This is a genomic window from Streptomyces sp. WG5, from assembly GCF_049974565.1.
GTDB lineage: Bacteria > Actinomycetota > Actinomycetes > Streptomycetales > Streptomycetaceae > Streptomyces.
Map to the genome: position 1 here is coordinate 14,040 of NZ_JBNGGC010000028.1, position 13,356 is coordinate 27,395.

A 13,356-nucleotide genomic window follows, 5' to 3' on the forward strand; every position below is an offset into this window, starting at 1 on the left:
GGGGCCTTCGATACGCTTTCCACGCCCGTTCAGGGAATTCCGTCCGCTTCGAGAGGCACCCGTGATACGACTCGCATGGCGGACCCTCTCGGGCCGCAGGGCAGGCTGGGCGGCTGGTTTCGTCGCGCTCGTCCTGGCACTGGTCATGACGACGGCGTGTGCCGTGCTCCTCGAGTCGAGCACCCGCGCAGCCTCCCCCACCGAGCGGTACGCGGGAACGGACGTGGTCGTCGGCGGGCAGCCCTTCGTGCCCAGGGCACAGGCACTCCTCACGGCGTTGAACGCCCTGCCGTCCGCCGAGCGCGCCGTTCCGGAGCTGTCGTTTCCCACGACGGCGGTGGACGCGTCCGGCGATCCGGTCGACGCGCCCTGGGACGGACCGTCGCTCGGGCACTCGTGGGAGAGCGCCGCCCTCGGTTCCTTCGCCCTGCGGCAGGGCCGCGCACCCGCCGACGACGCGGAGGTCGTGCTGGACGGCACCCTCGCCGGACGCCTGGGCGTCGGTGCGGGCGACAGCGTACGGCTGGCCGGCCCGGACGGGCCGCGCACGTACCGCGTCTGCGGCGTCGCCGACCCGCCCCGCCCGCTGGACCGCCAGTACGCGGTGTTCCACACACCCCGTCAGGCGGAGCGGCTCGCGGGTTCCGCCCAGCCGGTGCGTGCCATCGGCGTGCTGGCGAAGCCGGGAACGGACCCGGCGGCACTGCGGCGGCAGGTGGAGCAGCGGGTCACGGCCCTGTACGGGGAGGCCGGCGCGCCGGTCGTGGTGGCCTCCGGCGCCGGGCGGGCGGGCGCGGAGTTCTGGAACGTGCCGTCCCCGGCGTCGGTGCTCTCTTCGCTCGTCGGCACGTTCGGGGCGCTCTCGCTCTTCGTCGCGGGCTTCGTCGTCTCCGGCACCCTGTCGCTCGCGGTCGCCGGGCGGTTGACGGAGATCGGCCTGCTGCGGGCCGTGGCGGCCACCAAGGGCCAGGTCCGGCGGATGATCGCCGTCGAGGCCCTTCTGGTGACCGCGGCGGCGGCACTCGTCGGTGTACCGGGCGGCATCGGCGTGGCGCTGCTCCTGCACCGGGTGCTGCTGGACGGGGAGGTACTGCCCCCGTCGTTCGACCTGTCCGTGGGTCCGGTCGCGCCCTGGCTGACGGTCGTCCTGGCCGCGGTCGTCGCCCAGTTCGCGTCGTTCGCCGCTGCCCGGCGCGCTTCCCGGGTGCGGCCGGTGGAGGTGCTGCGCGAGTCGGCGGCGCCCGAGCCGAGGACCGGATGGCGGCGCGTGCTGCTCGGCGTGTGCGTGCTCGCCGGGGCGGGCGTCTGCCTGGGCGCGGTGGCCTCGGGTCGCCTGGACGGGGGCGGCGGGACGGCCGAGAGCATGGTGCTGGTCCTGATCCTGGGCGTCGCACTGCTGGCACCGCTGATCTGCCGCGCCGCCGGCGCCGTCCTGCTGGCTCCCGCGCAGTCGCTCCTGCCCGGGGAAGGCGCACTGGCGGCCCGCAACCTCCGGCGGCAGAACGCCCGGCTGGCGTCCGTCGTGACGCCGCTCGTGCTGGCCGTCTCCCTCACCGGCACCCTGCTCTGCGTGCCCCTGATCACGGCGGACGGTGCGCAGCGGGCGGAACGGCAGCGCGTTCTCGCCGACCATGTCGTGACGTCCGCCGGGCCGGGCATCGCACCGGGTTTCGCGGAGCGGGCCGGCCGGCTGCCCGGGGTGGTGGCGGCCTCCGGGCAGCTGTCCCTGGACGGCGAGCTGAGCCGCGCCGACACAGACACAGACGCCGACGCAGACGCAGACGCAGACGCAGACGCAGACGACACCGAGGCGCTCATCGGCGCGGGCCTGGTCGCGATGCGGGCCGACGCGGTGCCCGAACTGCTCGACCTGGGGGTCCGCGCGGGCTCCGTAGCCCGGCTCGGCGCGGGCTCCGTGGCGCTCGGTGACAGCGCCGCCCGGAACCTGGACGTGGCGGTGGGCGACCGGGTCCGCGTCGACTGGGACGACGGCACCCGGGACACGTTCCGCGTCGCGGCCGTCTACTCCCGCGACCAGGGGTTCGCCGACGCGCTGCTGCCGATCGCCCCGGCGGCCCGGCACGCGGCCGATCCGCTGCTGGACACCGTTCTCGTACGGGTCGCTGCCGGAGCCGATCGTGACAGTGTCGGACGAGGACTGGAGGCCTTGGCCGCGGAGTTCCCGGGAGCGCGGGCCGGCGGCGGGGACGCGCAGAACCCGGGCAGTGCTTCGGGCTCCACGGAGGCGGCCGGCCTGTTCGTCCTGCTGCTGCTGATCATGATCAACGCGTTCACCGCCATCGCCGTCGTCAACACCCTGGGCATGGCGACGGCGAGCCGCCGACGGGAGTTCGCCCTGCTGAGGCTGGCCGGCGCCCAGCCCGCGCAGGTGCTGCGGATGCTGGCCTGGGAGGCCGTGCTCACCTGCGTGGTCGCCCTGTCGCTGGCCACGCTGGTCTGCGCGGCGGTGCTGATGCCGCTCAGTACGGCGCTCACGGGTTCGGCCGTCCCCGCCCTGGCCGCCGGACCGTTGACCGCGCTGGCCGTCGGCACGCCCGTCGTGGCCGTCCTGACGGTCGTCCTGGTCGGCAGAACAGCCATGCGTCGTGCCTCCGGCGCGCCGGGAGGGCTGGCCGGGGCCGTCTCGTGAGCCGTTCCTCTCCTCCGCCAGGCCCGCACGCCTCCAGCCTCCGGCCCGCCAGGCGCCTCACACCGGGGCCGGCGCGGCGGCCGGTTGGGGGGCGGCGTCGAGGGACCGGACTGCGGCGCCGGTCACTGACGTCCGGAGCTCCGGTCCGGCATGGTGGCAGGCGTGGCAGGCACCGTGGACACTCCCCCGGGCGTGTCGTGGCCCGTGCACGGCAGGGCCACCGCGATCCGGAACCCACCCGTGCCGTCCGCTCCGGCACTCAGCCGGCCACCCAGCTCGGCGACCCGCTCGCGGAGGTTGCGCAGACCGCTGCCGCCCAGGCCCTGCGGTTCAGGGGGGCCGGTGTGCTCTGTCACACCGAGAGACTCCAGCAGCGCGGCAGTCGTCCGCGCCTCCCGCTCCAGGGACAGCACGCGGTACCCGGCGGACACGGCCCGTACCTCCGTCAGGGCGTGGCGTGCCAGCGCCTGCGTCCGCACCAACTCCTCCTCGGCGCGCTGGGGATCGCTTCGTACGAGCCACTGGATCCCCTCGCACTGGAGCGCCACCGCCGTCAGCGAGTAACCGCACAGGTCGTGCAGGTCGCGGGCGAAGCGCAGCCGTTCACGGTCGACTGCGCGCCGGGCCAGTTCGGCACGGGCGGCCTGCAAATCCTCGGCCAGGTCTGCGAGTCGCACCACACCGAACAGGGCCAGCCCGCCCACCGCGTGGGACACCGCCGAGTTGAGGCCTTGGCCTGTCGTCTCGCCGATGGCCAGGACGAGGGGCACCTGGAGACCGATCAGCACGGCGAAGGCGATCCACGCGTGCGGTACCGGAGTCGTCAGGAGCACCGCGGCGGCGAGCGATCCGGGGATGCCGACCCAGGTGTCCTGGAAGAAGCCGTACGGCACGTAGGTCAGGGCTCCGTGCGCGACGAGCGACCACGGCCACCACGGCTTGCGACGGCGCACGGCCGGGCGGGCGGAATGACGCAGGTGCAGCCCCAGGGTCGCCGTCAGAATGGCCGACGCCACCACCAGGTGGCGAAGTCCGTCGCGGTTGGCGGACGTTGCCGCCACCGACGCGACGAAGAACCCGACGGAGACCAGGCAGACGATGACCCGCGCGACCCGCGGGCTGTTCCCTTCCTCCCGCATGTCCCCCCTCTTGAGATGTCGCCTTGCACCTCACAGGCGAGGATACGCAACCGGCCTCCGCGGTGGAGGCGGGCTCGTCACGTCGTGGAGCCGCGCGACCGCGGTCGATGACGCGGCCGTGACGTGCACGTGCTCCCGGTCGCGTCAGCGTGGTGCTCGTGCCGTGGACCCGGGTGGCGAGGTGCCCGGTTCCTTCTCCGGTTCCGGGGCGCCGTGTTCCCCGAGCCAGCGGGCGAGTTTGCCGCGCCGGCCGATGGCGCGCAGGCGGCGTTCCGCGGCCTCCCGGGTGTGGAGGGTGGTGATGAGCAGCAGTTCGTCACCGGCGCGCAGCACGGTGTCGCGGTCGGGGACGAGGGTGGTGCCGTCGCGCACGATCAGGGTGACGACGGTGGGGGGCGGCAGGCGCAGTTCGAAGACGGCGACGCCGTGCAGGCGGGAGCCCTGCGGGATGGCCACGGTGAGCAGGTCGGCGTCCAGGACGTCGAGGGGCGCGGTTTCGACCTGGATCTCGCGCAACGCGTCGGAGCGGGTCAGCCGGAGGCGCCGGGCGGCGGCGGGCAGGGTGGGGCCCTGGACGAGGGTGAAGAGGACGACGAGGACGAACACGATGTTCAGTACGTCGCGGGCGCCCGTGACCCCTTCGACGATCGGGAAGGTGGCGAGCACGATGGGCACCGCGCCGCGCAGGCCCGCCCAGGAGATGAACGCCTGCTCGCGCCAGGGGACGCGGAAGGGGAGGAGGCAGAGGAGGACGGAGACGGGGCGGGCGGCCAGCAGCAGGACCGTGCCGACGACGAGCGCGGGGAGGATCGCGGAGGGCAGTTCGCTCGGGTCGACGAGCAGGCCGAGCATGACGAACAGGCCGATCTGGGCCAGCCAGCCGGCGCCTTCGGCGAAGGAGCGGGTGGCGGCGCGGTGCGGCAGTTCGGCGTTGCCGAGGACGAGGCCGGACAGGTAGGCGGCGATGATGCCGCTGGCGTTCACCGCTCCGGCCGCGGCGAAGGCGACGATGCCGAACCCGACCGTGGCGAGCGGGTACAGGCCGGTGGCGGGCAGCGCGATGTGCCGCAGCGCGGCGGCGCCCAGGCGGCCGGTCAGTACCCCGAGCGTGCCGCCGGCCACGAGCTGGTAGAGCAGGTTGCCGACGACCGGGCCGGGGCCGGGCAGGTCGCCGGCGGTGGTGGTGGAGAAGATCAGGACCAGGATGATGGTGGGGGCGTCGTTGAACCCTGACTCGGCCTCCACCAGCCCCGTCACCTTCTGCGGCAGGGGGAGCGAACGCAGTACGGCGAAGACCGCCGCGGCGTCGGTGGAGGACACGATGGCGCCGAGCAGCAGAGCCAGGTGCCAGTCCATGCCCAGCAGCCAGTGCGCGCCGGCGGCGGTCACCGCGACGGAGACGGCCACCCCCGCGGTGGCGAGCACGCCGGCGGGGGCGAGCAGGCGCCTGACGTCGCTCCACCGGGTGGTCAGGCCGCCCTCGACGAGGATGACCGCCAGGGCGGCGGTGCCCAGCGCCTGGGCCAGCTGCGCGTCGTCGAAGTCCAGGCCGAGCCCGTCCTCGCCGGCGACGACGCCGACCGCGAGGAACAGCAGCAGGCTGGGCAGGCCGACACGGTGGGCGGCGCGGGCGGCGGCGATGCTGGCCAGCAGCACCGTGCCGCCGATCAGCAGGGTCAGGTAGAGCTCGGGCAGGGTCATCGGCCGGGCCCCGAGCCGTCCGGGGCGGGCTGACGGGCGCCGGGGCCGCCACCAAGGCCGTCTCCGAGGCCCCTGAAGTCGACACCGAAGCCGAGGCCGAGGCGGTCGCCGAAGCCGAGGCGGTCGCCGAAGCCGCCCCCAGAGCCGCCCCCCGCATCAGGCACGCGGCGGAGGGCGCCGGTCGCCGCGTGACCGCCGGTGCGGGTCGAGGAGTTCCCCGGCGATCCCGGCGAGGACCAGGCCGGCGGCGATGAGCAGCCCGTGGGCCAGGGCGATGCCGGCGCCCAGCGCCGCCAGGGCGGTGGCGAGCAGCAGCCAGACCCGGACGCGGCGGTACTCGCGTGGCCGGAGGGGTCGGCCGGCGCCGAGGGCGCGGGCGAACCGGGGGTCGTCGCGGTGCAGGCGGGACGCGATCTCGCTGAGGCGCTGGTCGTCGGATCCGGGCACGGCGTCCTCCTCCCGGCGCGGGGCCCCGGGCAGGCGACGGTCGGGCGGGCCATCTGCTCTCCTTGCGAGGTGGGAACGTCACGATCACACCAGGGCGAAGTGGCGCAGCCGCGCATACGTGGCCGACCCGGCCCGGCCTGTCCGGGAAAGGGTGGGCGGGCCGACTCCAGCGTCGCCTCCGTCGGGCGGTGGGCACTATCCGGTACGGCACCCAAAAGCGACCGGATGCGACCTGTAGCAGCGCGGAGCGCGGGCCGTACGCGTCGTGCTCGCCGCCCCGCCGGTCACCGTCACCTTGGCCCGCCGCTTTGCCCCCACCTTGCCCCCACCTTGCCGAACCTATCGATTCTCGATAGTTTTCCATCGTGAAACGATTGAAGGAGAGGCCATGGGACAGCTGACGGTGGTCGCGCTGCGCGGCGTGGTCGGGGTGCTGCTCGCCGGCTCGGTGTTCATCCAGGCGGTGCTGATCCGGCTGCTGGCGTCCGGACCGGGTGATCCCGACGCCGCTCTCGCGGCCGTACGCACGCCGGTGTTCCTGATCGTCGTCCTGGGCGCCGCGGCGGCCCAGGTCGTCCTGGTCTGCGTCTGGCGGCTGGTGACGATGGTGCGACGCGGCACCGTGTTCTCCCTCGACGCCTTCCGGTACGTGCATGTCGTCATCGGCGCCTTCGTCGCGGCCGCGCTCCTGGTGTTCGCGCTCGGGGTCGTCCTGGCGCCGGGTGAGGCGGTCGCGCCCGGCGTCGTCCTCCTGCTGGGCGGGGTCGTCGTGGCGATCCTGGGCGTCGCGCTGGTCGTGCTCGTCCTGCGGATGCTGCTCGCCCAGGCCGTCGCGCGCGACGTCGAAGCCGCACGGATGCGGGACGAGCTGGCAGAGGTGATCTGATGCCGATCGTCGTCGACATCGACGTGATGCTGGCGAAGCGCAAGATGTCCGTGGGCGAGCTCGCGGAACGTGTCGGCATCACCCCCGCCAACCTGGCCGTACTGAAGAACGGCCGCGCCAAGGCGGTGCGCTTCACGACGCTCGCCGCGCTCTGCGACGTGCTCGAGTGCCAGCCGGGAGACCTGCTGCGTTGGGAGGGCGGGGGCGCGGACACCGTGGAGTGACACGGGTCGCGGGTGGCCTCCCGCCCCCGCCCCGGCGCAATCTGGGAGAGGATCTGCGTGCCTGTGCCCTGCGTGCCCGCGGGGGACCGACCCGGGAAGGACCGTCTCGTGATCATCTTCGGCACCAAGGGATACCTCTACCAGCTCGCGATACTGACGCTGGTGTGCGGCCAGTGCGGCAACCCCTCCGCGCACACTCTGCGCAAGCGCGTCACGAAGTTCACGCTGTTCTTCGTGCCGCTGTTCCCGTTCTCCACGAAGTACCTGACGCAGTGCACCTTCTGCGGCGCCGAGCAGAAGGTGACCAAGGAGCAGGCGGAACAGCTCCAGACGCAGGCTGTGAGCGGCGGCCAGGGAGGTCAGGGCGGCCAGACGTACGGGCAGTCGCAGCAGCAGCCGTATCAGCGGCCGTGAGGCCGGCAGCCGGTGCGCCGGCGGTCGGCTGCCTGCGCCGACAGCCGGTGCCGAGCGGCCGGCGCCGGTGACCGGTGCACGAGTGGGCCGGCGCCGGTGACCGGTGGCCGGTAGCCGGTGGCCGGTGGCCGGGTGAGTGGACGACCGACGGAGGGCAGCCGCTGAACAGGCCTTGACGCGTTGCCGGTTTCCGGCAGCCTTGACTACTCTCACGTTGCCGGACACCGCGCACGGGGCGTGAACGGCAGGGGGAGGCGCGGGGTGACGGACCAGTTGGCCGATCGGCAGGAGACGTACCTGACCGGGTACTCCGAGATCCTCGCGGAGGTCGCCGACACAGGGCGCCGGCTCAATCGGGGCGAGCTGGAGGAACGGCGGCTCTACGGTGAGCAGGCCGCGGAGGCGGGACACAGTCTGCGCAGTCTCGTACGGCTGCACCTGGACGCCACGCGCGCGTCCTGGCCCGGCGGTACGGCGGCCTCCACCACCGGCGTCGCGGACAGTGTGCTCGCCGCCGTCGCCCAGGCCGTCGACGCCTTCGCCGAGGGATACGAACGTGCCCAGCGTCTCGCTGTACGGCAGGAGGAGGCGGCACGGCGTGAGTTCATCGACGACTTGCTCTACGGGCGCAGCGATCTGGGCCGGCTCGCCGAACGGGCCGAGCGTTTCGGACTCGTCCTCTCCCGCGCCCACGCGGTCGCGGTGGCGGAGGGGCCGGAGGCGTACGACGACACCGCCCTGGTCACCCGGCTCGTCGAGACCGCGCTGATCTCCCGCTTCGGCGACCGCCGCATCCTGATCACCACCAAGAACGGGCAGCTCATCTGCATCGCGCCCGGTGACCAGGACGACGTCCTCACCTTCTTCGCCAAGCAGGCGTACGCCGCCACGGACGGCAGCCGGGTGGCCATCGGACGCCCCCAGACCGGCGCGGGCGGCGTGGTGCACAGCTACGAGGAGGCGCTGAGCACCCTGGAGCTCGCCGAGCGGCTGGAACTCGACGAGCCCGTGCTGCACGCCGCCGACCTGCTCGTCTACCCGGTACTCACCCGCGACCGGCAGGCCATGGCCGACCTCGTGCTGAGCGTGCTGGGTCCGCTGCGCGAGGCCCGCGGTGGTGCCGAGCCGCTGCTGCGGACCCTGGAGGCGTACTTCGACACCGGCTGCACCGCGGCCGCGGCGGCCCGGCGGCTGGCGCTCAGCGTCCGGGCCCTGACCTACCGGCTGGACCGCATCCACCAGCTGACCGGGGCCAACCCCGCCGACCCGGTGCACCGCTACACCCTGCAGACCGCGGTCATCGGGGCCCGGCTGCTGGGCTGGCCCGCCCAGGAGATCTGAGCGGTCCGGCCCACGCGGGGACCGGCGCCCGCCCGGGGACCAGCCCGCACGGGGGCCAGCCCGCACGGCGGCCCTCCCGGCGGTCAGCCCGGCGGTCAGCCCGTGATCTCCACCTTGCCGTTGAGCTGCGGGCCCGGCCGGTCCGCCCGGTCCGCCTGCTCCGGCCCGGCCGCCTGCTCCGGCGGCCCGTCCGTCGCCTTCGCGTCCTGCCCGGTGATGTTCTTCAGCAGGGCCGCCAGGTCGACGCCCGTGGTGGATCCCAGGAGTTCCATGCCCTGCGCCACGTTGTCGGCGACCGTGCGCGACAGCCGGCTCGCGCCGTCCGTCGAGATGACCGTCATCTTGTCCACGGCCGCGAGCGGCTCGGCCGCCTTGGCCACCACCTGCGGCAGCACCTCGACCAGCATCTGGAGCACGGCCGCGTCGCCGTACCGCCCGAACGCGTCGGCCTTCTGCCGCATCGCCTCGGCCTCCGCCGCGCCCTTGGCGCCGATCGCCGCGGCCTCCGCCTCGCCCTCCAGCCGTACGGCCTCCGCGATCGCCGCACGCCGGGAACGCTCGGCCTCACCCTGCCTGAGGCCCTCGACGGCCTCCGCCTCGGCCAGCGCGCCACGCCGCTGCTTCTCGCCCTCACCGGTGAGCCGGGCCCGCTCGGCCTCGGCCTGGGCGGCGGCGATCTCGGCCGCCCGCTCGGCCTCCGCCTGCTTCACCCGCGCCACCCGGCGGGCCTCCGACTCCTGCTCGGCGGCGTACCGCTGGGCGTCGGCGGGCTTGCGCACCTCGGTGTCCAGCTGCCGGTCCTTCAACGCGGCCTGCCGCTCGGCGACCTTCTCCTGCTCGGCGAGGATGTCCTGTTCACGGGCCGCCTCGGCGAGAGGTCCCGCCGCGTTGGCACGGGCCGACGCCTGATCGGTCTCGGCCTTGATCTCGGCCTGCTTCAGGTAGAGGGTCCGCTGCGCGACCGCGATCTCCTCCTCGGCCTTCAGCCGCGCCTGCTCGGCGGCCCGCCGGGCCACGGCCTCGGCGATGTCGGCCTCCTGCCGGGCCCGCGCCGCCTCGGGACGGCCGAGGTCCTCCAGGTAGGAGCCTTCGGTGGTGATGTCCTGGATCTGGAAGGCGTCCAGCACCAGGCCCTGCCCGGACAGGCTCGCCTCCGCCTCCTCGGCGACCTGCCCGGCGAACGCGGCCCGGTCCCGGATGACGTCCTCCACGGACATCCGGCCGACGATCGCGCGCAGCGCGCCGGACAGCACCTCCTGGGTGAAGCCGACGATGCCGTCCTGCTGCATCAGGAACCGCTGCGCCGCCGCGCGGATCGCGTCCTCCGTGCCGCCGACCTTGACGATCGCGACGCCTTCCAGGTTGGCCTTCACCCCGCGCAGGGTCACCGCGCCACGCACGGCGACCGGGATGTGCCGCGAGGAGAGGTCGAGCGTGAACCGCTGCTGCACGAACGGCACGACGAACACACCGCCGCCGACGACGACCTTCTGGCCGCTGTTGTCGGTGAACACACGGCCCGTCTCCGGATCGGTGGACTTCTTGCCGCGCCGTCCCGTGACGATGAACGCCTCACTCGGGCCGGCCACCTTGTAGCGGCTGACCACCACCAGCGCGAGCAGCACCAGGAGTACGACGACTCCCAGCACCGCGATGACGACAGGACTCATGGCAACGCCCCCGAATCACAGAGCACGGAAAGAAGGAACGGAGAGGAAGGAACCCAGAGGAGGGAACCGATCGGAGGGAACTGGGACGACGGAGCAGAGAAGGGCGGGGCCCACTCAGCGGTCCACCGGCCGCACCACGACCGACGTACCGGTCGGCACCGCCTCGACCCACACCTCGGCGCCGCGCGCCACCGGCTCCGCACTGCGCGCCGCGCACTTCAGCGGCTGGCCGGCGAGCCGGAGCAGCACCTCACCGAAACCGTCCGCGGGAATCGCGGTGACCACCTTGCCGGACGTGCCGAGCAGGTCGTCCGCACGGGGTGTGACCGCCGTCCGGTCGCGCATCAGCGCTCGGCTGAAGCGGTACGTCAGCCAGCCGGCCCCCGCTCCGGCGACCGCGCCGGCGCCGGCGGCCCCCGCGGGGCCGGTCCAGCCGGTGCCGAGGGCGATGGCGCCGCCGAAGCCGGTCATCGCCACGAACCCGGCGACGACCGGCAGTGACAGCCACCCCTCCAGGACGCCGTCCAACGCTGTGTCGAACGCGCCTTCCAGCAGTCCGTCGAAGACCAGCGACAGGGCGAGCAGCACGACCCCCGTGACACCCAGCCCGAGAAACCAGGCCATCCGTGCCGTCCCCCTCTCGCCCGTCGCTGAGCTTCGGTGAAACGAATCGTCACACGCGCCGGAGGATCGCGTCATTGCCGTGTTCCGGCAATCTTTACGCGTCTTTAATGCCGCCCTTCGCTTCTCTCCCATCTCCTCGGGGACTCCTGGAACCGCACCCGGCGCCGGTACTGTCCTCTTTCAAATGGGGACTCGAACGGGGAGCGTTCCGCACCAGGTTCCGCAGGGTGACGCGTACGCGCACATGGTGGTGTGCGGCGACGACGGACTGGCCCACCGGCTGGCCGCCGAACTGCGCGGCGTGTACCGCGAACAGGTCACCCTCGTCGTCCCGCCCTCCGGGAGCCAGGTGCGGCAGCCGGTGGTCGGGCGGGCCCGCGCGGCCTCGGCGGTGCTGCGGGGCATGGTCAGCGCGGCCGTCAACCGGTCGGGCAACGCGGACCCGGCCGGCGGCGAGCCGAACGGCACCGGCCGCGAACTGGAGGCCGCCGAGCCGACCGACGCCGTACTCGCGGAGGCCGGCGTGGACCGGGCCGCCGCGCTGGCCCTCGTGTACGACGACGACGAGACCAACATCCGCGCCGCCCTGACCGCCCGCCGCCTCAACCCCCGGCTGCGCCTGGTCCTGCGCCTGTACAACCGGCGGCTCGGCCGGCACATCGAGGAACTCCTCGACCAGAGCGCCGCGCTGGCGACCGGCGACGCTCGGTCCCCGGGGCTCGACGGTGCCGGAACCTCCACGACCGTGCTGTCCGACGCCGACACGGCCGCCCCCGCGCTGGCCGCGACCGCGCTCGTCGGCACCAGCAAGGTCGTCGAGACGGACGGGCTGCTGCTGCGCGCGGTGGAACGGCAGCCGCCCCGTCCCGGCGAGGTGGCCGATCCCGGTCTGTGCACCCTCGCGCTGCTCTCCGCGACGAGCAACGACCCGGCCGGTGCGGACGGTTCGGAGGGCAGTGGCGATCAGGGCCCGCAGCTGCTGCCCGACGCGGCGGCGGTGGAGGCGGCCACCGGGCGCGGCACCGTCGCCCTGGAGCAGGTCTCGTACTCCGGTCCCCCACTGCCCACCGCGCGTGCCGGCGTGCCCCCGTTCGGCGAGCTGTTCTCGCGGCGGCTGCGGTGGTCGCTGGCGGGCCTGGGGGCCTGCGTGGTCGCGCTCGCGGTGGCGCTGATGCTGGTCACCGGGGACCATCCGCTGCACGCCACGTACGTGACCCTGCTCGATCTCTTCTCCATCAACGAGCCCGCGCACAACGACGACACCGGCCGCCAGATCCTCCAGCTGCTCTCCGGCTTCGTCGGACTGCTGTTGCTGCCGGTACTGCTGGCCGCCGTGCTCGAGGCCCTCGGGACCTTCCGCAACGCCTCGACGGTGCGGAAGCCGCCGCGCGGGCTCGGCGGGCACGTCGTCCTGCTCGGTCTCGGCAAGATCGGCACGCGCGTGCTGACCCGGTTGCGGGAGATGGACATCCCCGTGGTGTGCGTCGAGGCCGACCCCGAGGCGCGGGGCATGGCGACCGCGCGGCGGCTGCGGGTGCCGGTGGTGCTCGGGGACGTCACCCAGGAGGGCGTCCTGGAGGCCGCGAAGATCCACCGCGCGCACTCCCTGCTCGCCCTGACCAGCGTGGACACCACCAACCTGGAAGCCGTGCTGTACGCCCGCTCCGTACGGTCCGGACTGCGGGTGGTGCTGCGCCTGTACGACGACGACTTCGCGACCGCCGTGTACCGCACCCTGCGGGCCGCGCATCCGGACGCGCTCACCCGGAGCCGCAGTGTGACCCACCTGTCCGCGCCCGCGTTCGCCGGGGCGATGATGGGCCGCCAGATCCTCGGGGCGATCCCCGTCGAGCGGCGGGTGCTGCTGTTCGCGGCGGTGGAAGTGGCCGGGCATCCGCAGCTGGAGGGGAAGACGGTCGGTGAGGCGTTCCGCGCGGGGGCGTGGCGGGTGCTGGCGCTGGAGGTCTCCGGTGAGCGCGGCGCGGCGGACACGGGGCTGGTGTGGGAGCTGCCCGACACGTACGTGCTGCGGGCCGAGGACCGGGTGGTGCTGGCGGCCACGCGGCGGGGGTTGGCGGAGCTGCTGGGGCGGCGGACGCGGCAGCGGACGGACGTGTAGGGGCGCTGCCCCCTACGGGCGTAGACCCTCTACGCCCGCGCCAGGGCTCCGTCCCGGCCCCGCCCCTCCCTCGGGGGTCCGGGAGGTCGGACCCCCCGGGCCCCCGGCCCCTGTCCACCCGCCACCCACTCGGCCGGCCGG

General features: G+C 74.0%; 11 protein-coding genes. 6 read left to right on the plus strand and 5 right to left on the minus strand.

Annotated features, from left to right (window positions below; all coding sequences use genetic code 11):
• Positions 1-61: 61 nt before the first annotated feature.
• Entirely contained in the window at positions 62-2,650 is a 2,589-nt protein-coding gene (locus ACP4IX_RS26050; RefSeq protein WP_426556867.1) for an ABC transporter permease, read from the plus strand.
• A gap of 122 nt (positions 2,651-2,772) precedes the next feature.
• On the opposite strand, the gene ACP4IX_RS26055 is transcribed toward ACP4IX_RS26050, so the two are convergent.
• From ACP4IX_RS26055 to ACP4IX_RS26065, 3 genes are all read right to left on the minus strand, one after another.
• Positions 2,773-3,789, minus strand: coding sequence for a sensor histidine kinase (locus tag ACP4IX_RS26055; RefSeq protein WP_426556868.1), 1,017 nt, complete (start codon positions 3,787-3,789; stop codon positions 2,773-2,775).
• A 144-nt stretch (positions 3,790-3,933) separates the two neighbouring features.
• Entirely contained in the window at positions 3,934-5,490 is a 1,557-nt protein-coding gene (locus ACP4IX_RS26060; protein ID WP_426556870.1) for a potassium/proton antiporter, read from the minus strand.
• A 156-nt stretch (positions 5,491-5,646) separates the two neighbouring features.
• The gene (locus ACP4IX_RS26065; protein WP_426556872.1) at positions 5,647-5,937 is read right to left on the minus strand and encodes a DUF3040 domain-containing protein; all 291 of its coding nucleotides are present in this window, start codon (positions 5,935-5,937) and stop codon (positions 5,647-5,649) included.
• A gap of 388 nt (positions 5,938-6,325) precedes the next feature.
• On the opposite strand from ACP4IX_RS26065, the gene ACP4IX_RS26070 reads away from it, so the two are divergent.
• The 4 genes from ACP4IX_RS26070 to ACP4IX_RS26085 all read left to right on the plus strand — a co-directional run bounded on the left by ACP4IX_RS26070 (position 6,326) and on the right by ACP4IX_RS26085 (position 8,802).
• Positions 6,326-6,823, plus strand: coding sequence for a DUF2975 domain-containing protein (locus ACP4IX_RS26070; protein ID WP_426520789.1), 498 nt, complete (start codon positions 6,326-6,328; stop codon positions 6,821-6,823).
• On the plus strand, positions 6,823-7,047 hold the full coding sequence (locus ACP4IX_RS26075) for a helix-turn-helix domain-containing protein (protein ID WP_426520791.1): 225 nt from the start codon (positions 6,823-6,825) through the stop codon (positions 7,045-7,047). The genes ACP4IX_RS26070 and ACP4IX_RS26075 overlap by 1 nt, the downstream gene beginning before the upstream one ends.
• Before the next feature lie 108 nt (positions 7,048-7,155).
• On the plus strand, positions 7,156-7,461 hold the full coding sequence (locus ACP4IX_RS26080) for a zinc-ribbon domain-containing protein (protein ID WP_426520793.1): 306 nt from the start codon (positions 7,156-7,158) through the stop codon (positions 7,459-7,461).
• A gap of 261 nt (positions 7,462-7,722) precedes the next feature.
• Positions 7,723-8,802 carry a PucR family transcriptional regulator gene (locus tag ACP4IX_RS26085; protein ID WP_426556874.1) on the plus strand — a complete coding sequence of 360 codons (1,080 nt, stop codon included), beginning with the start codon at positions 7,723-7,725 and terminating at the stop codon, positions 8,800-8,802.
• A gap of 95 nt (positions 8,803-8,897) precedes the next feature.
• Here the strand turns inward: ACP4IX_RS26085 and ACP4IX_RS26090 are convergent, their stop codons facing one another.
• Positions 8,898-10,472 (minus strand): flotillin family protein, encoded by a 1,575-nt coding sequence (locus ACP4IX_RS26090; RefSeq protein ID WP_426520797.1) that lies wholly within the window; start codon positions 10,470-10,472, stop codon positions 8,898-8,900.
• A gap of 114 nt (positions 10,473-10,586) precedes the next feature.
• A complete protein-coding gene (locus tag ACP4IX_RS26095; protein WP_426520799.1) occupies positions 10,587-11,096 on the minus strand; it encodes a hypothetical protein in 510 nt (169 codons plus the stop codon).
• Positions 11,097-11,340: 244 nt separating this feature from the next.
• On the opposite strand from ACP4IX_RS26095, the gene ACP4IX_RS26100 reads away from it, so the two are divergent.
• Complete coding sequence (locus tag ACP4IX_RS26100) at positions 11,341-13,215, plus strand: NAD-binding protein (protein ID WP_426556937.1); 1,875 nt, start codon at positions 11,341-11,343, stop codon at positions 13,213-13,215.
• The last annotated feature ends 141 nt before the right edge of the window (positions 13,216-13,356 follow it).